This is a genomic window from Streptomyces sp. NPDC006335, assembly GCF_040612795.1.
In the GTDB taxonomy this organism is placed as follows: domain Bacteria; phylum Actinomycetota; class Actinomycetes; order Streptomycetales; family Streptomycetaceae; genus Streptomyces.
This window is the reverse complement of record NZ_JBEXQX010000017.1, coordinates 54,434-77,460: the sequence shown is the minus strand read 5'-3', so window position 1 is coordinate 77,460 and position 23,027 is coordinate 54,434. Positions and strand designations below refer to the sequence as shown.

The following is a 23,027-nucleotide window of genomic DNA, read 5'->3' as shown; positions in this document are numbered from 1 at the left end:
CGCACCCCACGGAGCTGCCCGATGAGAAATCCGTCGAAGATTAACCCAGGTGCCGAGCCTCGACAAAAGGCTGGGGAGAGCGTTGTGACCCGCCCGAAAAAAGGTCATGAAAGTGGTGTGAGGGTGAAGATCCCGGGTACTCGTCACGGTTTTCACGGGCCCGGCCGCGTCGACGCGAGGGCGTCCTCCAGGGTGGGGTGGAAGGGGATGACGGTGTCGAGTCCCACGAGCTGCAAGGTGCGCAGCACGGCACCCCGCACCAGCACGAGCCGCAGCCATCCCCCCGCGTTCCGGGCGGCCTGGAACGCGGCGATCAGGGCGTTGACACCGCTGGAGTCCATGAACGTGACCCGGCTCAGGTCGATGACGACCCGCTGACCGACGGCGCCGTCCGCCGGAGCCAGGGCCCGTGTCAGGCCGCCCACGCTCTGGTGGTCGATCTCTCCGTCGAGGCCGAGGACGGTGATGCCGTCGGCGTCGGTCCGGACCACGGTCAATGTGCCGTGACCCGCTGCTTCCCGGTTGTCTGCCACTTGCGTCCTCTGCGCACTCGATGAGGGCTGCCACGTCCTTGGTGCCACCGTTGCCCAGGAAGGCCGGGGGCGATGCATGAGACGGCCCTTCAGTTTCGGCGGCAGCATCAGGAACAGCGCGGCACAGGCGTAAGTCGCGAATCACGGGGTAACCGCGCGCTCATGAACGGGGTACTGGAGATGGTCGGCAGGGTGCGGGTCCTGCCTGAGGAGTGTTCGCGGATGCCGGAAGCCGCACCTGCCGAGGTGACCGTGGCCCTGGACGGAGCGGACGGCTGTATCGCCGACGCGCGGGCCCAGACGTCGAAGTTCCTGACGTGGGTGCAGGAGGAGTACGGGCTGCCGGTGGCGGCCCGCACCATGGACCTGGGGCAGCTGGTGGTCAGCGAGCTGGTCACCAACGCGCTGAAATACGCGCCGGGGCCGGTACTGCTGCACCTGCGGATCACCGACGGCATGCTGGAGATCGAGGTCTGGGACACCGACCCGACCCTTCCGCTGGCTCGCGCCGCCGACGCGGGGCGGGTGGGTCAGCACGGTCTGGAGATCGTGATGGCGGTCGTCCAGGGAATCGAGGTGCGCCGGGAGCCGGTCGGCAAGTGCGTCACGGCCCGCCTGACGTTGACCGACGATCCGCGGTAGGGCTCCCGGACCGCTGGTCCGGAACGTGTGACGGCGGTTCCTGCCGACCGGCTCGGCGCCGGTGCGCCGGTGACAGGTGTGCCCGGCGTTCGGGCGGCCGGCTGTCGCCGCTTGAACTCCGCGGACATGGGCACTCCTCATCGGCGAGCCACAAAGGGTGCTCTGCGTCACCTGCCGGACGGGTGAGGGAGCCCGCGACCCTACGGGAGGACCGGGGCCGGGACGGTGCATCCGGACGAGGGCTCACGACCGAAGCTCTCCGTACACACAGTCCTGGAGGTATCCGTGGCTCGTCGCCATCGTCTGATCCGAGTCGGTCCGAGTGCCGTGTGGGACGTCCTGGCCGACGGTCACCGCTACGCGGAATGGGTCGTGGGGACCGCGCAGTCCGAGCCGGCGCGAGGCAAGTGGCCGCACAAGGACGCGGCGATCCGTTTCGAGGTCCGCCTCGGCCCGCTCCGGCTGACCAACGAGACGGTCGTACGCCGCTGCGAGGAAGGCGTGTGTCTGGAGCTGGAGGCCCACGCCGGCGTGCTGGGCACCGCCCGCATCGCGATCGAGCTGCGGCCGTGGGGCGACCACTGCCTGGTCATCGTGGACGAGCACCCGTTGCAGGGGGCCGGTGGCCGGCTGCACAACGTCGGCTTCGACGCGCTGATCCAGCTGCGCCACCGCACCATGCTCGCCCGACTGGCCAGGCTGTGCGAGGACCCGGCCCGCGACGCCGCGCACCCCGCACCGGCCCGGGCGGCGGTGCCGGGCGTGCAGGGAGCCGGTCATGCCTGACGCCGTGGTGATCGGCGCGGGCCCCAACGGTCTGGTCGCCGCCAACCTGCTGGCGGACGCCGGCTGGAGCGTCGAGGTGCTGGAGGAGCAACCGGAGCCGGGCGGCGCGGTGCGCCACGACCACGGCGTCGATCCCGCGTTCGTCAACGATCTCTTCAGTGCCTTCTACCCGCTCGCGGTCGCCTCCCCGGTTCTCGCCGGGCTGCGCCTGGAGGACCACGGACTGCGTTGGAGCAACGCCCCCAGTGTGGTCGCACACCCCCTCACCGACGGGAGCTGCGCCCTGCTGGACCGCGATGTCGACACCACCGCCGCGTCCCTCGACGCCTTCGCGCCGGGTGACGGGGACGCGTGGCGGCGGCTGCACGACGTGTGGCAGTCCCTACGGCCCGACATCCTGGACGCCCTGTTCACGCCCTTCCCGCCGGTCCGCGCGACGGCCCGCCTGGCGCGGCGGCTGCGCGCCGCGGGCGGCCTGCGGATGGCCCGGACCCTGGTCCTTCCGGTACGGCGGATGGGGGAGGAGGAGTTCCGCGGACAGGGCGGGCGGTTGTTGCTGGCCGGCAACGCCCTGCACGCCGACCTCGCCCCGGAAGCGGCGGGCAGCGGCGGCTTCGGCTGGCTGATGGCCATGCTGGGGCAGACGTACGGCTTCCCCGTCCCCGTCGGCGGCGCCGGCGCCCTGACCCAGTCCCTGGTCCGCCGCCTCCAGGCCCGGGGCGGGCGGGTGCGCTGCGGGCAGCGCGTCGACGAGATCGTCGTCCGCGGCGGCCGGGCCGTCGGCGTACGGACGGCGGCCGGTGACGCGGTACGGGCCCGCCGGGCGGTGCTGGCGGACGTGTCGGTGCCCGCCCTGTACGGAAGCCTCCTCGACCCCGAGCACCTGCCCGCCCAGCTCCTGGAGGACCTGCGCCGGTTCCAGTGGGACTTCGCCACCTTCAAGGTCGACTGGGCGCTCGACGGACCGGTGCCCTGGCGGGCCGAGCAGGCGTCCCGGGCCGGCACCGTGCACCTCGCCGACGGCGTGGACGAACTCACCCGCTTCGCCGCGCAGATCGCCATGCGGCAGGTCCCGGACCGCCCCTTCCTGCTGTTCGGCCAGATGACCACCGCCGACACCACGCGCTCCCCGCAGGGCACGGAATCGGCCTGGGCCTACACCCACGTCCCCCACGAGATCGGCGCCGACGCCGCCGACGAGGGCATCACCGGCCAGTGGGACACCAAGGACCAGGAACTCATGGCCGACCGGGTCGAACGCCAGGTGGAGCGGTTCGCGCCCGGCTTCCGCGACCTGATCCGCGCCCGCCGCGTTCTGGCGCCTCCGACCCTCCAGGCCATGGACGCCAATCTCAGCGGCGGCGCCATCAACGGCGGCACCACCGCCCTCCACCAGCAACTCGTCTTCCGCCCCGTGCCCGGCACCGGACGCCCCGAGACCCCGGTCCCCGGACTGTTCCTGGCCTCCTCCGGCGCCCACCCGGGCGGTGGCGTGCACGGAGCACCGGGCGCCAACGCGGCCAGGGCCGCCCTGCACCGCCACCGGACCGCCGGGCTCGCCCGCGCCCAACGACTCCTGACCCGCCGCGACCGCACCGGAAGCAGGCGCTGACCCAGGGCGCCGCCCGCCGGGGCGGCCGTATCCGCGAGGAGGAGCAGTGCACGAACACGAGGTGGCCCCCGGCGGCCCCGACCACGACCACCGGCGCCCCGCGGGGGTCGACGACACGACCGTCGAGGCCCTCGGGGCGCTGTCCAAGGCACTGGAGACGACCGAGCGGGCCAGAGGCAGGCTGTACGACTTCCACCAGCTCACCGGCACGGCCGATCTGCAACTCGACCATGCTGTACGGCTGTTGGAGGAGGCCGGCCACCCCGAATGGGCCGCGAAGGTCCGCTCGGAGATCCTAGGCCGCAACGTCATCCCCGGACACTGGACGTTCCAGATCGTCGAGGCCTACAACGCCACCTACTACCGGCCCTTCCAGCAGTTGGAGACGAGCGCGGTGCAGGAACTCGCGCAAGGCCGTGACCACTTGTACGAGGCGGAGATGAAGGAGGAGCGCCGCACCTGCGGCCACCCCGACCACACCGCCCGTCCGCCCGCCGGCGGGACCTGAGAGGCCGACGGCCCCCGCGGGCGCCAGGGCACACGTTCCACGGAAGGAGAGCCGGCCATGCGCGACAGTCCCCTTGCCGGCCGGACGGTGGCCGTCACCGGAGCCGCCCGCGGTCTGGGCGCGGCCCTGGCCCGCGAGCTCGCCCGGCGCGGTGCCAGGGTGGCGCTGCTGGGCCATGAGAAGGCCCTCCTGGAAGCGGTGGCCGAGTCCCTGCCGGGGCCGGCCCTGGCCGTCGAGGTCGACGTGACCGACCCGGACGCGCTGGCCGCCGCGGCCCGCACCGTGCGGGCCCTCCTCGGACCGCCCTCGGCCGTGGTGGCCAACGCGGGCATAGCCGAAGGCGGCCCGTTCCTCACCCCGCCGCCGGACGCCTGGAGCCGCGTCGTCGACGTCAACCTCACCGGCAGCGCCCACACCGCCCGGGTGTTCCTGCCCGACCTCCTCGACACGGCGGGCTACTTCCTCCAGATCGCCTCGCTCGCGTCGATCGGCGCGGCCCCGCTGATGAGCGCCTACTGCGCCTCCAAGGCGGGGGCCGAGGCCTTCGCGCACTCGCTGCGGGCGGAGGTGGCGCACCGGGGTGTCGGTGTGGGCGTCGGCTACCTCAACTGGACGGACACCGACATGATCCGCGACGCCGACCGGCACGCGGTCCTGCGGGGACTGCGCTCCGGCATGCCCGCGCCGGCCCGCCGTGTGTACCCCGTCGAAACCGTCGCCGCCCGTCTGGTCAGGGGCCTGGAACGACGCCGTACGGCCGTGTACGCGCCGGCCTGGCTGCGCCTGACCCAGCCGGTGCGCGCGGCCCTGCCACCCCTTGTGCTGCGTGTGTCGCGCCGCGCGCTGCCCCGACTGGAGGCGGAAGGGTCCGTGGCGTACACCGGCCCCCTCGGCGCCGGTGGCCTTGCCGACCGCGGCTCGCGCGGCCAGGACTGAACCGGCAGGAGATCGGGGAGGGGGCCTGGGCCGGGGCCGCCCTGCCCGTCACCGTTCGCACCCGTTCGATGCGCCGCCGCGACGCCGGTTTCGCCCCGGACCCCTGTCCGGTCGACCGGCTGTGTCCGGTGTCCGGGGCGAAAGCGGCGGATGCCTCACCGCGTGGCGGTGTCGGCAGCGGTCCTGGTCAGGAACGCCGTGCGCGGCGGGTGCCGTAGAGGGCGGCCGCCCCGAGGGCGATCACCGCCGCCGCGCCGCCCGCTATCGGGCCGACCGGAGCGCTGGAACCGGTCTCGGCCAGCGGCGGTGTGCTGTCGCTCGGCGAGGGCGCGGGGGAGGTGGGGGGCGTCGACTCCAGCGGAGGGACGTCCGGGGTGGTCGGCGGAGTGGTGGAGGTGGGCGGCGGGGTCGTCGAGGTCGCCGGCGGGGTCGTCTCGTCCGCGGGCGGCTGACTGGCGGGCGGGCTGCTCGGGCTGTCCGGCGTGGACGGGGAGGCCGGGGGCGTGGGCGAGCTCGGCTGCTCGGGCGTGCACGACTTGTCGCCGCCGTTCCACGCGGCGATCAGGTGGTAGGGCGTGACGACGTTGTCGGGCTGGTAGGGCGCGGGGCCGTGCCCCTCTCCCGACCCGCCGTCGTAGATGACGTCGTCGCCGTAGAGGTCGATCTGGCCGTAGCAGTCCGGCGTCTTCACCGTGAGCTTCTGCCAGGTCCGCTCGGCGTCGTCGGCGCCGGGAAGGTCCGCGGCGCCGAGGTAGACGGTGGCGTGGTCGACGAGTGTCTGGAGGCCCGAGGTGTACCAGTTCGGGCCCTCGGTGGTGTACTCGGCCAGCGAGACCGGGTACTTGCAGCCCTCGCCGACGGTCTGTCCCGGGGCCAGCCGTACCTCGACGGTGCCGGGGGCGGCGGACCACTGGTGGAATCCGCCCTGCGAGGTCCAGTCGGCTTCGACCGGCTTTCCGGCGGCGTCGACGAGGCGGTACTGAACCGTGGCCGTGCGGCAGCCGCCCTCGGGCGTGGCGGCGGCGGTGGTGGCCCCGATGAGGGGAGTGGCCATGGCGAGGAAGGCGGTTGCGGCGACAGCGGCCGACGTTCTGGAGCGTGAAAGGCGCGTCAAGATATGCCCTAGCGGTTTCGAAGTGTGGGAGGTGGCAGGACGCGAGCGACCGCGGTGGGCGGAGAGTGGGAATGCGTGCCGTGGCTGAGCCACTCGCGTCACTTCGCTCGCTTCAGTCGCAGCGAGCGAGCCGCATTCTTGTCGGTCTTCACAACTCCCGTCAATCTTTCACCAGTTCGGCACGTGGAGGCGTCCTGGCTTGCGTGTTCTGCCCTGATATCACGTGGGGGAGCGCGTCGGCCGAGGTGGGAGATGAACAGGTGAGAATCGTCGTGACGGGTGCGTCCGGGTTCCTCGGACGACTGCTGGTCGGCGCGCTGGCGCGGGCCGGGACCTTCGGCGGCGGGCCGATCAGCCGTCTGGTGCTGGTGGACCGCGTGGCCCGGCCCGACCACCGGGAGGGGGCCGAAGTGCCGGTCCAGGTGGTGCACGGGGACCTGCTCGGGCACCTGGACGCGGTGTTCGCCGAGCCGGTGGACGTGCTGTTCCATCTCGCCGCCGCGGTGTCGGCCGAGTGCGAGGCGGACTTCGACCTCGGGATGCGCGCCAACGTGGACGTCACCCGCGCGCTGCTGGAGGCGGCGCGGGCGCAGTCCCGGTCGGGCGGGCCGGTGCCGCGCGTGCTGTTCGCCAGCAGTCTCGCCGTCTACGGCTCCCACCCGGCCCTGCCTCTGCCGCCGGCGGTCAGCGAGACGACGGTGCCGGTACCGCGGTCGAGTTACGGCACCCAGAAGCTGATGTGCGAACAGCTCGTCGCGGACTGCACCCGACGCGGCTTCGTCGACGGGCGGGTCGCGCGGCTGATGACCGTGGCGGTACGGCCGGGCAGGCCGAACGCGGCCGCCTCCGGCTTCCTGTCCGGCATCGTCCGCGAGCCGCTCGCCGGCCAGCCCGCCGTCTGCCCGGTCGATCCCAGTCTGCGAGTGGCCCTGTCCTCACCACGGCGCACCGTCGAGGGCATCCTCCGCGTCGCCGAGGCCGAACGCGGCACCGGCCCGGGGCGCCTGGAGGGCCCGCTGCCGGTCAACCTGCCCGCCCTGACCGTCTCGGTCGCCGACATGCTCGCGACCCTGCGGCGGGTGGCCGGTGACACGGTCGCCGACCGGGTCACCGTCGCCCCCGACCCGGCGGTCGAGGCGATCGTCGGCTCCTGGCCGGCCGTCCTCGACCACCGGCGCGCCGCAGCTCTGGGACTCGGCCCCGACCCGAGCTTCCAGTCGGTGCTCCAGGACTACCTCACCGATCACTCCGACGCGGTCGCCGCCCCGTCGGACTGAACGCGGCAGGCACACGGCCGCCTTCGAGAGGGTCAGCCGGGGAAGCGTCCGCTGGAGCGCAGCAGCCAGCGGCGTTCGGCGTAGGCCAGGTCGTCGCGCCACAGCCGCGCCGCCCCCGCCGTCATCAGGCGGCGCAGGACGGGGGCCGCGGCGCGGGCCGCGGCGAATCCCGGTCGTTCGGAGGCGGCCACGACCGCTTCCACGACGGCGGTGCGCGGCCGCCCCAGCTCGTCGGGGCCGAGCGGGGTCGCGTGCGTCTCGACCACGGACCCCAGGCCCTCGCCCCCGGTGATGCGCATGAGGACCGTCCGTGGCTCGGGCGTGGTGAACAGGGCCCGCACCGGCACGACGACGCGCCCGGCGACCTTGAAGGAGACGTCCACGGTGAACCCGTCCTCGCCCACCCCCTCCGGGGCGGGGGTGTCGACCACGGTCAGGTCGACGAAGGAGTACGGGTGGAACCAGGCCCCGTGCCAGGGGTCCAGCCGGTTGGCCACGACGTCCTCCGGCTCGCAGACGCCCACCCCGGTGTAGACGGCGGCGACCGAGCGCGACAGCCGGGGCCGGGGCGGGACGACCGGTGCCCGTGTCGGCGGTTCGCCGCCCATCTGGTCCAGGCGCACCCAGACCAGCAGCCCGTCGTCGTGCACGGGCAGCGGCTCCCAGCCGGCGAACGGCCCTCCGTCCAGGGCCAGTCCGTGCCAGTGGCAGACGAGGGTCCCGCAACGCACCGGGCTGTCGGCGAGCGGTGCTCCCAGGTGCGGGCACATGCCGGGACCCGCGGCGAGCCGCCCGTCGGCGGTGCGCCACACCACCAGTTCCCGCCCGGCCACCGTCGCGGACAAAGGGCGGTCCCGGTGTACGTCCCGGGTGGCGCCGACGACGTACCAGTTGCCGGACGGCCGGGCCTGGGCCCGCTTCAGCGCCTCGGCGATCAGGGCGGGCCGGGCCTGCCGCCAGGTCGGCTGCTGGTTCTCCCACCGCACCGGGCGGCGGCGCAGGGCGAGCGGGTAGCGGGCGCGTCCCGCGGGTCGCCGCGGCTTCATGCGATCCTCCGCCAGGGTGATGAGGTGTCGGCCGCCGGGTCCGGCGGGGGGTCCATCTGCTCGCGGGCCGTGCCGTGCCGCAGTCGCGCCGCGCCCACCCGGACCAGCCCGTCGAGGGCCACGACGGCACGGCGGCGCCCGGGGACCACGGCACGGCGCTGCACCGAGCGGTACCCGTCCGCGGCGACCGCGTCCAGGATGCCGCCGTACAGGACGAAGGCGGTGCGGATGCACGGGCGCGAGACCGGGTCGAGCATGGCCAGCCCCGGTGCGGCCTCGCGGTAGAGCTGGCGGGTCAGCTTCTCGAACTCCCTTAGGGCGCCGGTGATCCGGCGGTCGGGCCGGCCGGTCTCCCGGCTCCAGCGCAGCAGTTGCCGGTCGACGCCGTGGGCGGCCAGCAGGTCGGCGGGCAGGTAGACGCGGCCGCGGTCGAGGTCCTCGCCCACGTCCCGCAGGAAGTTGGTGAGCTGGAACGCCACGCCCAGGGCCGCCGCGTGCGGTGCCGCCTCCTCGCGCGCGACGACCGTGCCGAGCACCGGCAGCATCTGCAGGCCGATGACCTCCGCCGAACCGTAGGTGTAGGTGCGCAGGTCGGCGTAGGTGGCGTAGCCGGTGATGTCGAGGTCGGCGCGCATGGCGGTCATGAAGTCGGTGAAGTGGCGGTGGTCGATGTCGTAGCGCCGCGCGGTGTCGGCCAGGGCGTGGACCACCGGCTCGGGGCTGTCGCCCGCCCGCAGTCCCAACTCCAGCTCGTGCTGGAGCAGGGTCAGCCGTCGGGCCCGCTCGGCGGTGGTGGTCGTACCGTCGACCGTGTCGACGATGTCGTCGGCCCAGCGGGCGAAGCCGTACAGGGCGTGCACGGCCGGCCGGCGGGCGACGGGCAGCAGGCGGGTGGCGAGGAAGTACGTCCTGCCGTGCAGGGCGTTCAGCCGTCGGCAGCGGGTGTACGACTGCCGCAGTGCCGGTTCGGTGACGCCTGCCGCGTCGAGTTCACGGTCGGTCATGCCGGCCTCCGTTCCCGGGTTTCGTGTACGGCGGGGCGCGGCCGCCCGGGGCGGGCACCGCTGGTGATGCGGGCCGCGGCGAGCTTGCCCGACAGCAGGACGGTCGGGACGCCGACGCCGGGGGTGGTGCCGCAGCCGGCGAGGACCGCGTTGACCGTGCCCCGCACCAGGTTGCGTGGCCGGAAAGGCCCGGTCTGCGCGAAGGTGTGGGCCGCGGAGAAGGGCGAGCCGGCCGCGTGGCCCTGGGCCTGCCAGTCGGCCGGGGTGACCACGCACTCCTCCTCGACGGCGGCGGCGAGACCGGGCAGGCCGCGCCGCTCCAGTTCGGTGAGGAGACTGTCGCGGTAGCGCGGACCCAGGTCGCCCCAGTCGGCCGCGTCGGGGCCGAGGACGGTGTTCGGACAGGGGGCGAGGATGTAGTGCAGGTGGCGTCCGGGCGGGGCGAGGCTCGGATCGGTGGCGGTGGGGCGCGTGATGAGCAGGGACGGATCGGTCATCAGGCTGCCGGACCTGGTGAGTTCGGCGAACGTCCGCCGCCAGGCCGCGCCGAAGGAGATGGTGTGGTGGGCCAGAGCGGGCCAGGTGCGGTCCGTGCCGACGTGCAGGATCACGGCGGACGGCGAGAACCGCAGGCCCACCGGGCGCCTCGGGGCGCGGCCCAGCAGCCGGTAGGTGACGGGCAGGTCAGGGGTCAGGACCACGGCGTCGCAGGCGATACGGCCGCTGTCGGTGATGACGGCCGTGATCCGGTCCCCGGAGCGTTCCAGGCGCGTGACCGGCTGCCCGAAGCGCAGGTCGGCCCCCGCGTCCGCGGCGGCGTCCGCCATCGCCCCGGGCAGGGCGTGCATGCCGCCGCGCGGGAACCAGACGCCCGCCACGGTGTCCATGTACGCGATGACGGCGTACGCGGCCAGGGCGCGTTCCGGTGCCACCCCCGCGTACAGGGACTGGAAGGAGAAGACGCGCCGCAGCCGCTCGTCGTGCAGGAAGCGTCCGATGCGCGCGTCCAGACGCCCGAACCCGCCGAGGGCGGCCAGGCGTGCGAGGTCCGGATGGAGCAGGTGCAGGGGCGAGTCGAAGTCGGCGTCGATGAAGCGCCGCATCTGCACCTGGTAGAGCCGCTCCAGCCAGGCCCGCAACCGGCGGTACCCGGCGGCCTCGCGGCCCCCGGCGAAGCGCTCGATCTCCGCCTCCATCGCCTCGGCACCGGTGTGGACGTCCAGGGCGCTGCCGTCGGCGAACCGGGCCCGGTACGCCGGGTGCAGCGGCACCAGGTCGACCCGGGCGTCCAGGCTGTCGCCGACGGCGGCGAACGCCTCGTCCGCCAGGTGAGGCATGGTCAGGACCGTGGGCCCGGTGTCGATGTGGTAGCCGCCGCGGACGATCCGCCCGGCACGCCCACCGGGTGACGCGTCGCGCTCCACCACGGTCACCCGGCGTCCGGCCCCCAGCAGGTGCAGCGCGGCCGCCAGACCGGACAGGCCGGCGCCGACGACCACCACATGGTCGGTGCGCCCGGGAACGGTACGCGTCATCGGCCTGCCCCCTCGCCGGCCGCCAGGGTCAGGGAGACCGCCACCGCGTCGGAGGCCCCGGCGCCGGCCGCGCCGCTCGCGGAGCGCATCAGCGTCCGCAACTGCCTGGTGGGCTCGGGTTCGAGGGGCGCCGTGTCCAGGTGGCGCAGTCCCTGGGCGACCAGCCTGCGGATCTTCTCCTCCACGGTGTCGCGCGCGCCCATCGCCACGAACACCTCGCGCACCGCGGCGACTTCGGCGTCGGAGGCGTCCGTACGACCGAGCGTGTCGCGCAGCAGGTCCTGGGCCCGCCGGTCGCCCGAGGACTTTGCCCGCGCCTGGGCGACCGCGGCGAGGTAGGTGGGTTTGCCGCTGCGGATGTCGCCGCCGGTCGGCTTGCCGGTGTCGCGCGGATCCGCGAAGACGTCGAGGAGGTCGTCGCGCAGCTGGAAGGCCAGCCCGACGCAGCGGCCCGCCGAACACAGGGCCCTGGTGGCGGCCGGGCCGGCGTCGGCCAGCGCCGCCCCCAGCGCGAGCGGGCGTTCCACCGAGTACAGGGCGCTCTTGAGGCAGGCGGCGCGGATCGCCCTGGCCACGGAACGCGCCGAGGTCGCCTCGCCCTGCATGTCCAGGTACTGCCCGGCCACCATCTCGGTGCGCAGGGCGCTCCACAGGTCCCGGACCCGCCGCGTGGTGGGGCGCGGCAGCTCGGTGTCCGCCACCACGTCGTCCGCCCAGGCCAGGGCCAGGTCACCGGCGAGGATCGCCGCGGCCTCCCCGAGGCGCCCAGCGCGTCGCGCGTCGCCCGCACCGGCGTACTGGGCCGCCACGTCGATGTGCAGCGCGGGCCGTCCGCGGCGCGAGCGCGCGCCGTCCATCACGTCGTCATGGACCAGGGCACAGGTCTGGATGAGCTCCAGGGCGGCGCCGATCCGCAGCGCGGACCGAGTCCGCCAGGGCTCGTCGCCGCCGCAGGCCCGCAGCGCCCACCACACGAAGCGGGAGCGGCCGAACTTGCCGCCGTCCCGCGTGAAGCGGGCGACCCGCGCGGCCAGGTCCTCGCCGAAGAGCGGGTCGACGGCCTCGGCCGCGGCCACCTGACGGTCGAGCAGGTCGCCGAGCACCGTGCGCACGGCGTGGGTCACGTCCGCGTCCACGGCCCGCGGATCGTCGCCGTACGCCGGACGCGTCGCGGGCGGAGTGGCGCGCCGGTGGTCACCCTGGCCGTGGCCGGTCTCCGCGGCCGTCCGGCGGGGCGGCGCGGGGGAGACCCGTTCGGCGGTCGTGGGTGCGCACGGAGTCCGGTCCGCGCGGTGGCCCTTGGCCACGGTGGAACTCATGCCGGTTCCCCTCGTCTGGATCCTCGTGATCGGAGCTGGCGTCGTCATGACCGGTTCGCCTCGGGTGGCGGAGACGGATGCGGGGCGGAAAGGTGAAGGGAGGGAAGGGAAGGACCGGTCCCGCTGGACATGTGTCCCACCCGTCCGCTCGATTCGATGCGAAGTCGATGCAAGTTGCTGCTCCTGCGCGGAATCCGCAGGGTGGAAGGGCCGCAGTCGCTCTCGGCGACCACCAGGCCCAGCGGAGGAGTGACGATGACGACCGCACAGCGAACCGGCGGGGACATCGACGACAGCGACCTCGTGGAGGGGTTCCTCAAAGGGGACGAGGCATGCCTCACGGTCGTGCACCGCCGGTGGGGCCCGCTCGTCCACGCGCTCGCCAGACGCTCCCTGGGGGACGCGAGAGAGGCGGAGGACATCACCCAGTTGGTGTTCCTCGCCGCGTGGCGGGGCCGCGCCGGCTTCGCGCCGGACCGCGGCACCCTGCCCGGCTGGCTCACCGGCATCGCCCGCCGCAAGATCGCCGACGCGCTCGCCGCCCGCACCCGGCGCAACGAACTCGTCGCCGCCGCGGGCGCCCAGTTGCTGCTGCGCGCCGACGACGAGGCCGTACTGCCGGAGGCCGCCCTCGACCGTGTCCTGCTCGCCGACGAGATGTCGCAGCTTCCGGCACCGCAGCGCCGGGTGCTCAACCTCGCCTTCTACGACGACCTCACCCAGACCCAGATCGCCGAGCTCACCGGCTGGCCCCTGGGAACCGTCAAGAGCCACGCCCGCCGGGGCCTGCGCCGCCTCGCCGGCCGCCTGCGCAGGGACGATCTCGTCGAGTGCGCCGCGTGACAACGACGCAGAACCGATGCACCCCGTCGCCCGCGACAGACGGATCACGCGACGCTCGGCAGGTGACATCCGCATCCGGACGGGTACTGCGACCGGAACACCGCCGCAGGGCACGGCGAAGTCGCGGAGGGAGTGACCCGGTCATGTACGAGGCGGACGTCGCCATCATCGGCGCGGGGGCCGCGGGGCTGTCCCTGGCCCACCGCCTCTCCCTACCCGCCCCCGGCGCCCGGCAGCCGTCCGTCGTCCTCGTGGACGCCCCGCCCGGCCCGCTGCGCCCGCCCCGGCGCACCTGGTGCTTCTGGGAGACCGGCCGCGGACCCTACGACGCGGCGGTGACCAGGTCGTGGCAGCGCCTGCGGGTGCACCGGCCCACGGGGGAGCCGATCGAGCACGACATCTCCCCGCTGCGCTACAAGATGATCCATTCGGACGACTTCGAGGCCCTGGTCGCGAACGCCCTCGACCGGAGCGGACGGGTACGGCGCGTCGAGGCGACGGTCGAGAGCGTCGAAGGACTCCCGCAGGGAGCGCGGATCGACGCCCGTACGGGGGACGGGCGCCCCGCGTCCGTCCAGGCCCGCTGGGTGTTCGACTCCCGGCCGCTGGGCAGCCTCCCCGCGGCCCGTACGACGCTGCTCCAGCACTTCCACGGCTGGTTCGTCCGCACCGGCCGCCCGGTCTTCGACCCGGCCCGCGTGGAGTTCATGGACCTGCGCACCTCCCAGCCCGCGAAGGGCCTCTCCTTCGGCTACGTGCTGCCCACCCGTCCGGACCAGGCCCTGGTGGAGTACACGGAGTTCTCGCCGGCCGTCCTGTCCGCGGACGCGTACGACCAGGCGCTGCGCCACTACACCGGGACCGTGCTCGGGCTGGGGGACTTCGAGGTGACCGGAACCGAGACCGGCGTCATCCCGATGACCGACGCGAGGTTCGCCCGGCAGACGGGCGAGTCCCTGTTCCGTATCGGGGCGGCCGGCGGAGCCACCCGGCCCTCGACGGGCTACACCTTCGCGGGCGTGCAGCGCCAGACCGCGGCCGTCGCGGCGGCCCTGCGCCAAGGCCGGCGGCCCGTACCCCCGTCGCCGCACTCGCCCCGCTCCCGCGCCATGGACGCGGTCCTGCTGCACGCCCTCGACAGCGGCCTGGTGGACGGCGCGGACTTTTTCGCACGCCTGTTCACCAGGATCCCCATGAGCCGGCTCCTGCGTTTCCTCGACGGCGGAACACGACCGTACGAAGAACTCGCCATCGGTCTGCGCACCCCCGTCCTGCCCATGCTGCGAGCCGCCGCGGAAGTGCCCCGGCTGCCCCGACGCCCGTTCCCCGGCCCCTGACCCGCGGTGCGGCCCCCCGAGCCCGACATCGTGCGGCCCGATCCCCGGCCCCCCCGACGACCCGTACCAGGAGGCAGCGTGACCGTGCTGCGTGACGCGGACCTGGCCGCCGCATTCGACCATGCGGCGCACAGTTACGACACCCTCGTGGCCGCCAACCCCGGCTATCACGCCCACCTGCGCCGCTCGGCGCGCCGGCTCGGCCTGCCCCGGACGGGCAAGGAACTGCGCGTCCTGGACCTCGGCTGCGGGACCGGCGCCTCCACCGCCGCGCTCGCCCGCGTGCTGCCCGACGCCGACATCACGGCCGTGGACGCCTCCGCCGGGATGCTGGACCGTGCCCGGGCCAAGCCGTGGCACGGCAACGTCAGCTTCGTGTGCGCCCCGGCGGAGGCGCTCGCCGACGCGGGCGTGCGGGGGCCCTTCGACGCGGTGTTCGCCGCCTACCTGTTCCGCAACGTGGCGGACCCCGACGCCGTCCTGGACACGGTCCACGACCTGCTGGCCCCGCACGGCCGGCTCGCCGTGCACGAGTACACCCTCAGCGGCCGCCCGATCCACCGTGCCGTCTGGACGGCCGTGTGCCGCGGCCTCGTCCTGCCCGTCGCCACCGCCCTCGGCGACGGCGACCTGTACCGCCATCTGTGGCGCAGCGTCGTCGACTTCGACACGGTCGACCGGTTCACGGACCGCGTCCGGGCCCGGGGATTCGACCGCGTGCGGGCGCTGCCCCTGCCCGGCTGGCAGACTGGCATCACCCACACCGTCGTCGCCCGCCGCGCCGCCCCGGCCGCCGGGATCGGACAGTGACCGCCGCGGCGGGCCCCGCCCGTCCCGGACGGGACCGGCACGCCGTCCTCCTGCCCCCGCCGCCCGGAGCGACCAGGGTCGGCGGGCAGCCGCGCAGCACCGCCGTCGTGGGCGGCGGCATCGCCGGCCTCGCCGCCGCCACGGCGCTCGCCGAACGCGGCGTCGACGTCACCCTCTACGAACGCGAGCCCTACCTCGGCGGCCGCGTCGGCGGCTGGAGCACTCACCTGTCCGACGGCACCACCGCGACCATGAGCCGCGGCTTCCATGCCTTCTTCCGCCAGTACTACAACCTGCGCGGCCTGCTGAGCCGTACCGCCTCCCCGCCGGGCCGCCTCACCGGCCTCCCCGACTACCCGCTGCGGCACCGCGACGGACTGCACGACAGCTTCCGCAGGGTGCCGCGCACCCCGCCACTGAGCGCACTGGGCTTCGTGGCACTGAGCCCCTCCTTCCGCTGGCGGGACCTGGCGCGCATGCGGCCCGCGGCGGCCCTTCCCCTGCTGGACGTCCGCGTCCCTGATGTTTACGCCGAACTGGACACCGTCAGTGCCCACGACTTCCTCGAGTCGCTGCGCTTCCCGCCGGCCGCGCGCCACCTTGCCTTCGAGGTGTTCTCCCGCAGCTTCTTCGCCGACCCCCGCGACCTCTCGGCCGCCGAGATGGTCCTGATGTTCCACATCTACTTCCTCGGCAGTTCCGAGGGACTCCTCTTCGACGTGCCCGACGACCCCTTCCCGACAGCCCTGTGGGATCCCCTCGCCGAACACCTGAGCCGCCACCGCGCCGACCTGCGCCTGTCCACCCCCGTCGAGAACGTCTCGCCCACCGCGGACGGCGCCTTCACCGTCGCCACGGACCGCGAGGAGAGGCGGTACGACACCGTCGTCCTGGCCCTCGACACCGGCGGCCTGCGCTCCCTGGTCGGCCGCTCACCCCGGCTCGCCGACGCCGCCTGGCGCGAACGCGTCGGCCGGCTCCGCACCGCCCCGCCCTTCCTCGTCTCCCGCCTCTGGCTCGACCGCCCCGTCGACGCCGGCCGGCCAGGCTTCCTCGGCACGGCCGGATACGGCTCGCTGGACAACGTCAGCGTCCTGGAACGCTGGGAGCGGGAGGCCGCCCGCTGGTCCGCCCGCACCGGCGGCTCCGTGGTCGAACTCCACGGCTACGCGCTCCCGCGGGACGCCGACCCCGACACGCAGGCCCAGCACCTGATCGCACAGCTCCGGAACGTCTACCCCGAGACCCGCGACGCGCGCGTCCTCGACGCACGGCACGAATGGCGCCAGGACTGCCCCCTGTTCCCCGTCGGCGGCTACACCGACCGCCCCGGGGTACGCACCCCGCAGACCGGCCTGGTGCTCGCCGGCGACCTGGTGCGCACGGACCTCCCGGTCGCCCTGATGGAACGCGCCGCCACCAGCGGCTTCCTCGCCGCCAACGCCCTCCTCCAGTCGTGGGCGGTACGCGGCCACCCCCTGTGGACCGTGCCCAACGGCGGACGCAACCGCCTGCTGCGCACCTTGACGGGCGTCGGCGGACGAGCACGCACCAGCGCCTGAGTGGGCCGGTCTGTCGCGGAAGGGGCATGAGATGTGCTGGACATGCGGAGCACGCTTCGTGACCCGTCCCCTCGGCCGCGCCCCGGCGACGGCACGGGCGGGCGCCGGAGGGCGCGTCGAGGTTCGGGCGTGCGGCTTGAGAGACTGGTGAGTATGGACATCGTGAGCAGGAACCATGTGACCGTCACCGGCAACGCCCAGGGGCCCACGGTGGTGCTCGCACATGGCTTCGGCTGTGACCAGAACATGTGGCGGCTGACGGTGCCCGCACTGGTCGACGACTACCGCGTGGTGCTCTTCGACTACGTGGGTTCGGGCCGCTCCGACGGGTCCGCGTTCTCGGAGGAGCGGTACTCCTCTCTGGACGGGTACGCCCGGGACGTGGTCGAGGTGTGCGAGGCGCTCGACCTGCGCGACGCGGTGTTCGTGGGGCACTCGGTCAGCGCGATGATCGGCGTGCTGGCGGCGGGCCTGGCCCCGGAGCGGATCGGCGCGCTGGTGATGGTCGCTCCGTCTCCCCGGTACATCGACGACGAGGGCTACCGAGGCGGGTTCAGCGCCGAGGACATCGACGAACTGCTGGGCTCGCTGGAGGCCAACTACCTCGGCTGGTCGGCGGTGATGGCCCCGGTGATCATGGGCCACGCGGACCGGCCCGAGCTCGGCGACGAGCTCAGGAACAGCTTCTGCGCCACCGACCCGGACATGGCCCGCGTCTTCGCCCGGACCACGTTCCTGTCGGACTCGCGGGACGACCTGAAGGGCGTGAGCGTGCCGACCCTGGTGCTGGAGTGCACCCAGGACGCGATAGCCCCCCGTGAGGTCGGAGCCTTCGTCCACCGGACGATCCCCGGCTCGACCCTGGTCACCCTCGACGCCACCGGGCACTGCCCCCACCTGTCCGCGCCCGAGGCCACCAACCAGGCGATCGTCGACTTCCTCGCGAGCCTGTGATGATGTGCCGCGCCGACCATCAGCCCGACCCGCAGGACGCCGACGCGGACGCCGACACGGACGGCGAGACCGCGGACGCCGCCTTCGCCGCACTCCTGGAGGACGGCGCCGAGGACCTCTACGAGAACGCCCCCTGCGGTTACCTCTCCACGCTGATGGACGGCACCGTCGCCAAGATCAACGGCACCCTGCTGGACTGGCTCGGTCTGGAGCGCAAGGCGGTGGTGGGCCGGAAGCGGTTCACCGACCTGCTGACCGTCGGCGGCAAGCTGTACCACGAGACGCATTTCGCGCCGCTGCTGCGGATGCAGGGCGAGATCAGCGGAATAGCCCTGGAGATGAAGCAGACCGGCGGCGGCCGGATGCCCGTGCTGGTCTCGTCCGTCGTCAAACACGGCACCACCGGCCAGCCCCTGCTGATCCGCACCACGGTCTTCGACGCCCGCGACCGCCGCGCCTACGAAGAGGAACTGCTGCGTCGTCGGCAAGCGGCCGAGGAAGCACGCCGACAGGCGGAGGCCGACCGCGCCCGACTGCAGGAGGCGCTCGCCGTGCTCCAGCAGTCCCTGCTCCCGGACAGCCTGCCGCCGGTGCCCGGCGTGCAGACGGCCACCCACTACCACACCGCCTCGCCCGACCGCCTGGGCGGCGACTTCTACGACGTCTTCGCCCTCGACGGCAAACGCTTCGGGTTCTTCCTCGGAGACGTGTGCGGCAAGGGACCCCAGGCCGCCGCACTCACCTCGCTGACCCGCTACACCCTGCGCGCAGCCGCACTGCACGACCCCGACCCCGTCGCCACCCTGACCACGCTCAACACGGTGCTCCACGAGCGCTACGCCGGCAGCGGCGACCCCCGCTACTGCACCGCCGTCTTCGGCACCCTCGAACCCGATCCCGAGACCGGACGGTTGGCCGTCCACCTGGCCGCGGGCGGCCACCCACCGGTCATCGTCCTGCGCGCGGACGGCACCGCCGACTTCCTGCCCACCCCTGGCGGCCTTCTCGTCGGCATCCTGCCCTCCGCGCGCTTCACCGACGCCAGGACCGTGCTCGGCCCAGGCGACACGCTTCTTCTCTACACGGACGGCCTCACCGAAGCCCGCACCGGCCGGGACCGCACCGGTCTCTACGGTGACGAAGCACTGCTCGCCTTCGTCACCGCTCACGCGGGCAAGCCACCGCATGCCGTCGTCCAAGCCCTGACCGGGCTGCTGGACAGCTTCGGTGACGGTCTCGACGACGACACCGCCCTGCTCGCCATCGGTGTCCCCGCCTCCGAACCCCAGACGAGAAACGAACGATGAGCAAGCTGAAGATCACTATTCGAGATGCCGCGACCGGTCCCGTCCTGGAGATTTTCGGTGAACTCGACTACGCCAACGTCGCCGAACTTCAGGCAGTGCTCGGCGGCCTCTCGCTCCGGCCGGGCCAGTGCCTGGTCCTGGACATGGGCGGACTGGAGTTCTGCGACTCCAGCGGCATCACAGCCCTGATCGCCGCGCGCGGGAACGCGCAGGTCGTCCGCGCGGACGTCGTCCTGGCCGCCGTACCGCCGAACATACTGCGCGTCCTGCGCATCGTCGGCCTCGACCAGATCTTCACCTCCACCCGGACAGCGAGAGCGCCACCCGTCCCTGAGCCGGGCTCGGGGCGGAGCCGGGTCCCGGCTCCGCCCCGGCGGTCAGGGCAGGATCTCGACGTACCCGTCGGTTCCGTGCACGCGGATCCGCTGCCCGTCCCGGATCCGCCGGGTGGCCTGCTCCACGCCCACGACGGCCGGCAGGCCGTACTCCCGGGCGATCACCGCGCCATGGGTCATCTGGCCGCCCACCTCGGTCACCAGGCCCGCGATGCCGACGAACAGCGGCGACCAGCTCGGGTCCGTGAAGGTGGTGACCAGGATGTCGCCCGGTTCGAGGTCGGCGTCCGCCATGTCGAGGACGACGCGGGCCCGTCCCTCGACGGTGCCGGTGGACACCGGCAGGCCGATCAGGGCGCCGTCCGGCACGTCGTCGCGCCGGTACGCCCCGGAGAGGGCCTCACCGTCCGAGGTGAGGACCCGGGGCGGGGTGAGCGCCTGGTACGAGCGGAACGCGTCCTTGCGCTCCCGGACGAGCCGGTCGTCGACCTGCCCCGAGCGCACGACGTCGTGGAACTCCTCGAAGGTGAGGTAGAAGACGTCCTCCGCGTCGGTGAGCACGCCCGCCTCCACGAGGCGCTCCGCCTCGGCCGTCAGGGCCTGCTTGTAGACGAAGTAGCGGCTGATGATGTCGTACTTCGGGTACTCCCGGTATCCGATGAAGGTGCGGACCCGGTCGATCATGCCCTTGGTCTCCTCGGCCTTCCGCTCCCCGTCCGGAAGGGCCCGCAGGCGTGACAGCACGTCCTGTTCCTTCTTCAGTGCCTCCTGGCGGCCCTGCTCGAAACGCCGCCGGGCCGCGCCCGGTTCGAAGTTCCTGACGTGGTCGAGGATCACGGGGACGAGCGTGCTGGGGCGCTCGCGCCAGCGCGGCCTCGTGATGTCGATCTCGCCGACGCAGCGCATGCCGTACCGGTCGAGGTAGGCCTCGATGGCGTCACGTGCCTCGGCCCCGCCCGGCAGCTTCGCCAGCTCGTCGAGGAAGCCGTCGTCCTCGACGCCCTCCAGGAAGCCGACCACCTCCGGACGGGGGCGGATCACGTCCGCGACGTCGAGCAGGGCGAGCCCCATCTCCGAGGTGACGTTGCCGGGGGCGGACAGGGTCAGCGTGTCGGCCGCGTTCTTCTCGCCGAGCCACTCCTCCAGCTTGTCGTTGAGCCACCACGTGGCCTCCATGCCGGCCATGATCGCCTTGAAGTTCAGCGGATCGGTGAGGACTCGTTTGTGTTCCTCGAAGGCCTCCAGCAGGTAGTCGAACAGTTCCGGTCCGGTCTTCGTCCGGACGTCGCGCCGCAGCGCGGCGATGGATGCCTGGCTGCGCTCGATCAGCCCGGTGACGACGGCCGGATCGGTCTCGATCGGGTCCGGGGCCCCGCCGGCGCGTGGCTCGGCCGAGGGCGCGTCCGGGAGCGAGGGGACGAAGTCGTCGCGGTCGAGGACGGTCTCCAGGGCGTCCCTGACCAACGGATCGCCCTTGCCCATGAGGTCCAGCAGGGCCGCGCGGCTCGCGGGCGAGGCCAGGCGCCCGGTGACGTCGACGAACAGCCTCCCGCCGGCCTGGTGCATCCGGGCCATGGCCGTCAGCTGCCACATGGACAGGCCCAGCGGCCTCATGGCGTCGGTCATCATCTGCTGATGGCCGACCGAGACGTAGACGTGGTTCTCCTGGTCATCGCTCTCGGGGACCGGGAACAACGTCGTGATGGGCCGGCTCTGCACGATGTGGAAGTCGTCGTCGACCAGGCACCATTCGATGTCCTGCGGCCGGCCGAAGTGCGCCTCGATCCGCCGTCCCAGCTCCGCGAGCCGGACCGCCTGCGCGTCGGTCAGCGCCGGCTGCTCCTGCCGCCGCGAGTCGATCACCACTTCCCGCGTGCCTCCGGCCGGCAGGGCGCGCACCTCACGCTGCTTGGCGGAGATCGTCCTGGCGACGACCTCGCCGTGCCGCACCTTGAAGACGTCCGGGTTCACCAGACCGGACACCAGGGCCTCGCCGAGGCCGAAGCCGGCGTCCACGGTGGCGACCGTCCGGTCGCCCGTGACGGGGTCAGCCGTGAACAGGATGCCGGACGCGTCCGGGAGGACCATCCGCTGCACGACGACGGCCATGAGGACCGTACGGTCGTCGATGCCGTTGCGCCGGCGGTAGGTCACGGCCCGCTCGGTGAACAGCGAGGCCCAGCACCGGCTGACGTGCCGGAGGACCTCCGTTGGGCCCATGACGTTCAGGTAGGTGTCCTGCTGGCCCGCGAAGGAGGCCGTGGGCAGGTCCTCGGCCGTGGCGCTGGACCGGACGGCGTACGGGATCCGCTCGCCGGACCGGGCGAGCGCACCGGTGATCGCCTCCGCCAGTTCGTCCGGGACGGCGATCTCCTCGATGGTCCGGCGGATCTCCGCGCTGAGCGTGCGGATCGCCTCCTGGTCGTCCGGGCTCACGCGCGCGAGCCGGTCGAGCCGCGCGTCGAGCGACGGTGACCGTGCCACGACCCGCCGGTAGGCATCCGTCGTCACGCAGAAGCCCGCCGGCACACGGATGCCCTCGATCCGCGACAGGCTGCCCAGATGAGCACCCTTGCCGCCGACGACGCCGAGCCGGCTCTCGTCGATCTCCTGAAGGTCCAGCACGTACTGCTCGGTCATCGCGACACCTCCGAGGCGGCCGTGCTGTGCCGCACTGCGTTGCCCGATCGAATTTCCAGGTCTGTCGAACCGTCGGTCGAGCACGTCGTCATCCGCGGTTGCCTTCCCCTCGACGAGTCGGTCGGTCGCTCCGCCCTTCGGGGCGCTGCGCACCATACGTCGACAACAACACGTCGTTTCCCCATTTCCGCAGGTTGTGGCCTCGGCGGACGATTGTGCGCCCTGACGGGGGGCTTGCCGCAAGCCCCCCGTCGCGCTATAAGTTGAGAGTGGCAAGGAGAGTTCTCTCCTTGCCTTTTCCTTTTGCCGTCCTCCGGAGCGGGCCATGTGCTTGGTCGACGCGTCATCGGGTACCGCGTTTGAATAAGGGTGGTACCTGCATGGCCAAGCGATTACTGAAAGCGATGGGTGTGTGACTCGTCTCAGTGGCTCGGGGGACGACCAGTCGAGCGGACCGGGTGACGACCCACTCTCCGTCGCGCTGGAGGTCGCCGACGCCGTGGACGGTCTCGCGAACCTGTGGTCGGTGGCCGCCCAGGGAGCGAGCCTGAGGCTGTCACCGCACCAACTGAGAGCCCTTCGGGTCCTGGAGGCGGAACCGGGACTCAATCTCACCACTCTGGCCGAGACCATGGACATCGGTCCGCCGACCGCCAGCCGGCTGTGCGACCGGCTGGAGGCGGCCGGGCTGCTGGAGCGTCTGCTGCACCCGCACAGGCGACGCGAGGTGCAGCTCGTTCTCACGGGGCGCGGCCGGCAGGTGCTGAACGAAGTGGCGGTGCGCAGATCAGAGGCGCTCGCCGCGGTCCTCGCGGCCATGGAACCCGGCGAGCGGTCGGCACTGAGCGGAGGGCTGACGGCCTTCCTGAGCGCTCAGATCGATGCCGACAAGGAGAGCTGAAGCCACGGACCCGAGGGCTGACCGGG

At 73.2% G+C, this 23,027-nt stretch carries 20 protein-coding genes and 1 pseudogene; 14 read left to right on the top strand and 7 right to left on the bottom strand.

What is annotated here, in order from left to right:
* Positions 1 to 152: 152 nt before the first annotated feature.
* Positions 153 to 533: an STAS domain-containing protein gene (locus ABZ098_RS35065; protein ID WP_356597777.1), complete on the bottom strand. Its 381-nt coding sequence runs from the start codon at positions 531 to 533 to the stop codon at positions 153 to 155.
* Positions 534 to 695: 162 nt separating this feature from the next.
* Here ABZ098_RS35065 and ABZ098_RS35060 point away from each other — a divergent pair, with 162 nt between their 5' ends.
* The 5 genes from ABZ098_RS35060 (at position 696) to ABZ098_RS35040 (ending at position 5,017) form a co-directional block, all read left to right on the top strand.
* The gene (locus ABZ098_RS35060) at positions 696 to 1,175 is read left to right on the top strand and encodes an ATP-binding protein (RefSeq protein ID WP_356597776.1); all 480 of its coding nucleotides are present in this window, start codon (positions 696 to 698) and stop codon (positions 1,173 to 1,175) included.
* A gap of 285 nt (positions 1,176 to 1,460) precedes the next feature.
* Positions 1,461 to 1,961 carry an SRPBCC family protein gene (locus tag ABZ098_RS35055; RefSeq protein WP_356597775.1) on the top strand — a complete coding sequence of 167 codons (501 nt, stop codon included), beginning with the start codon at positions 1,461 to 1,463 and terminating at the stop codon, positions 1,959 to 1,961.
* Positions 1,954 to 3,573 carry an NAD(P)/FAD-dependent oxidoreductase gene (locus tag ABZ098_RS35050; RefSeq protein WP_356597774.1) on the top strand — a complete coding sequence of 540 codons (1,620 nt, stop codon included), beginning with the start codon at positions 1,954 to 1,956 and terminating at the stop codon, positions 3,571 to 3,573. Before ABZ098_RS35055 ends, ABZ098_RS35050 begins: the two co-directional genes overlap by 8 nt.
* Positions 3,574 to 3,619: 46 nt before the next feature.
* Entirely contained in the window at positions 3,620 to 4,081 is a 462-nt protein-coding gene (locus ABZ098_RS35045; RefSeq protein ID WP_356597773.1) for a hypothetical protein, read from the top strand.
* Positions 4,082 to 4,138: 57 nt separating this feature from the next.
* On the top strand, positions 4,139 to 5,017 hold the full coding sequence (locus ABZ098_RS35040) for an SDR family oxidoreductase (protein WP_356597772.1): 879 nt from the start codon (positions 4,139 to 4,141) through the stop codon (positions 5,015 to 5,017).
* A 187-nt stretch (positions 5,018 to 5,204) separates the two neighbouring features.
* Here ABZ098_RS35040 and ABZ098_RS35035 read toward each other — a convergent pair whose 3' ends face one another.
* Positions 5,205 to 6,071, bottom strand: coding sequence for a hypothetical protein (locus ABZ098_RS35035; RefSeq protein ID WP_356597771.1), 867 nt, complete (start codon positions 6,069 to 6,071; stop codon positions 5,205 to 5,207).
* 320 nt (positions 6,072 to 6,391) lie between these two features.
* On the opposite strand from ABZ098_RS35035, the gene denD reads away from it, so the two are divergent.
* The gene (denD, locus tag ABZ098_RS35030) at positions 6,392 to 7,408 is read left to right on the top strand and encodes a D-erythronate dehydrogenase (protein ID WP_356597770.1); all 1,017 of its coding nucleotides are present in this window, start codon (positions 6,392 to 6,394) and stop codon (positions 7,406 to 7,408) included.
* A gap of 32 nt (positions 7,409 to 7,440) precedes the next feature.
* Here denD and ABZ098_RS35025 read toward each other — a convergent pair whose 3' ends face one another.
* From ABZ098_RS35025 to ABZ098_RS35010, 4 genes are read right to left on the bottom strand one after another with little or no spacing between them, the layout of a single operon-like run.
* On the bottom strand, positions 7,441 to 8,454 hold the full coding sequence (locus tag ABZ098_RS35025; protein ID WP_356597769.1) for a DUF5914 domain-containing protein: 1,014 nt from the start codon (positions 8,452 to 8,454) through the stop codon (positions 7,441 to 7,443).
* Positions 8,451 to 9,458: a phytoene/squalene synthase family protein gene (locus tag ABZ098_RS35020; RefSeq protein ID WP_356597768.1), complete on the bottom strand. Its 1,008-nt coding sequence runs from the start codon at positions 9,456 to 9,458 to the stop codon at positions 8,451 to 8,453. Before ABZ098_RS35020 ends, ABZ098_RS35025 begins: the two co-directional genes overlap by 4 nt.
* On the bottom strand, positions 9,455 to 10,993 hold the full coding sequence (locus ABZ098_RS35015) for a phytoene desaturase (RefSeq protein ID WP_356597767.1): 1,539 nt from the start codon (positions 10,991 to 10,993) through the stop codon (positions 9,455 to 9,457). The genes ABZ098_RS35020 and ABZ098_RS35015 overlap by 4 nt, the downstream gene beginning before the upstream one ends.
* Positions 10,990 to 12,312, bottom strand: coding sequence for a polyprenyl synthetase family protein (locus ABZ098_RS35010; protein ID WP_356597766.1), 1,323 nt, complete (start codon positions 12,310 to 12,312; stop codon positions 10,990 to 10,992). Before ABZ098_RS35010 ends, ABZ098_RS35015 begins: the two co-directional genes overlap by 4 nt.
* A gap of 255 nt (positions 12,313 to 12,567) precedes the next feature.
* Between ABZ098_RS35010 and ABZ098_RS35005 the strand changes: the two genes are divergently transcribed.
* The 7 genes and pseudogenes from ABZ098_RS35005 to ABZ098_RS34975 all read left to right on the top strand — a co-directional run bounded on the left by ABZ098_RS35005 (position 12,568) and on the right by ABZ098_RS34975 (position 19,459).
* Entirely contained in the window at positions 12,568 to 13,155 is a 588-nt protein-coding gene (locus ABZ098_RS35005) for a sigma-70 family RNA polymerase sigma factor (protein WP_356597765.1), read from the top strand.
* A gap of 143 nt (positions 13,156 to 13,298) precedes the next feature.
* Positions 13,299 to 14,492 (top strand): lycopene cyclase family protein, encoded by a 1,194-nt coding sequence (locus ABZ098_RS35000; RefSeq protein ID WP_356597764.1) that lies wholly within the window; start codon positions 13,299 to 13,301, stop codon positions 14,490 to 14,492.
* Positions 14,493 to 14,570: 78 nt separating this feature from the next.
* On the top strand, positions 14,571 to 15,302 hold the full coding sequence (locus ABZ098_RS34995) for a methyltransferase domain-containing protein (protein WP_356597763.1): 732 nt from the start codon (positions 14,571 to 14,573) through the stop codon (positions 15,300 to 15,302).
* The gene (locus ABZ098_RS34990; protein WP_356597762.1) at positions 15,299 to 16,864 is read left to right on the top strand and encodes an FAD-dependent oxidoreductase; all 1,566 of its coding nucleotides are present in this window, start codon (positions 15,299 to 15,301) and stop codon (positions 16,862 to 16,864) included. The genes ABZ098_RS34995 and ABZ098_RS34990 overlap by 4 nt, the downstream gene beginning before the upstream one ends.
* A 153-nt stretch (positions 16,865 to 17,017) precedes the next feature.
* Positions 17,018 to 17,818 carry an alpha/beta hydrolase gene (locus ABZ098_RS34985; RefSeq protein ID WP_356597761.1) on the top strand — a complete coding sequence of 267 codons (801 nt, stop codon included), beginning with the start codon at positions 17,018 to 17,020 and terminating at the stop codon, positions 17,816 to 17,818.
* A gap of 2 nt (positions 17,819 to 17,820) precedes the next feature.
* Positions 17,821 to 19,125, top strand: a complete 1,305-nt coding sequence (locus ABZ098_RS34980) for a SpoIIE family protein phosphatase (RefSeq protein WP_356597760.1) — start codon at positions 17,821 to 17,823, stop codon at positions 19,123 to 19,125.
* Positions 19,122 to 19,459, top strand: a pseudogene (locus ABZ098_RS34975) (STAS domain-containing protein). The gene ABZ098_RS34980 and the pseudogene ABZ098_RS34975 overlap by 4 nt, the downstream one beginning before the upstream one ends.
* 43 nt (positions 19,460 to 19,502) lie before the next feature.
* Here the strand turns inward: ABZ098_RS34975 and rph are convergent.
* A complete protein-coding gene (gene rph / locus ABZ098_RS34970; RefSeq protein ID WP_356597759.1) occupies positions 19,503 to 22,100 on the bottom strand; it encodes a rifamycin-inactivating phosphotransferase in 2,598 nt (865 codons plus the stop codon).
* 412 nt (positions 22,101 to 22,512) lie between these two features.
* Here rph and ABZ098_RS34965 point away from each other — a divergent pair, with 412 nt between their 5' ends.
* Positions 22,513 to 23,001, top strand: coding sequence for a MarR family transcriptional regulator (locus tag ABZ098_RS34965; RefSeq protein ID WP_356597758.1), 489 nt, complete (start codon positions 22,513 to 22,515; stop codon positions 22,999 to 23,001).
* Positions 23,002 to 23,027 lie beyond the last annotated feature (26 nt).

Coding starts and splice junctions, on each gene's coding strand:
- ABZ098_RS35060 (WP_356597776.1), top strand. CDS start 696: ATGAACGGGGTACTGGAGATGGTCGGCAGGGTGCGGGTCCTGCCTGAG.
- ABZ098_RS35050 (WP_356597774.1), top strand. CDS start 1,954: ATGCCTGACGCCGTGGTGATCGGCGCGGGCCCCAACGGTCTGGTCGCC.
- ABZ098_RS35040 (WP_356597772.1), top strand. CDS start 4,139: ATGCGCGACAGTCCCCTTGCCGGCCGGACGGTGGCCGTCACCGGAGCC.
- ABZ098_RS35035 (WP_356597771.1), bottom strand. CDS start 6,071: ATGGCCACTCCCCTCATCGGGGCCACCACCGCCGCCGCCACGCCCGAG.
- ABZ098_RS35025 (WP_356597769.1), bottom strand. CDS start 8,454: ATGAAGCCGCGGCGACCCGCGGGACGCGCCCGCTACCCGCTCGCCCTG.
- ABZ098_RS35020 (WP_356597768.1), bottom strand. CDS start 9,458: ATGACCGACCGTGAACTCGACGCGGCAGGCGTCACCGAACCGGCACTG.
- ABZ098_RS35015 (WP_356597767.1), bottom strand. CDS start 10,993: ATGACGCGTACCGTTCCCGGGCGCACCGACCATGTGGTGGTCGTCGGC.
- ABZ098_RS35010 (WP_356597766.1), bottom strand. CDS start 12,312: ATGAGTTCCACCGTGGCCAAGGGCCACCGCGCGGACCGGACTCCGTGC.
- ABZ098_RS35005 (WP_356597765.1), top strand. CDS start 12,568: ATGACGACCGCACAGCGAACCGGCGGGGACATCGACGACAGCGACCTC.
- ABZ098_RS35000 (WP_356597764.1), top strand. CDS start 13,299: ATGTACGAGGCGGACGTCGCCATCATCGGCGCGGGGGCCGCGGGGCTG.
- ABZ098_RS34985 (WP_356597761.1), top strand. CDS start 17,018: ATGGACATCGTGAGCAGGAACCATGTGACCGTCACCGGCAACGCCCAG.
- ABZ098_RS34980 (WP_356597760.1), top strand. CDS start 17,821: ATGTGCCGCGCCGACCATCAGCCCGACCCGCAGGACGCCGACGCGGAC.
- rph (WP_356597759.1), bottom strand. CDS start 22,100: ATGACCGAGCAGTACGTGCTGGACCTTCAGGAGATCGACGAGAGCCGG.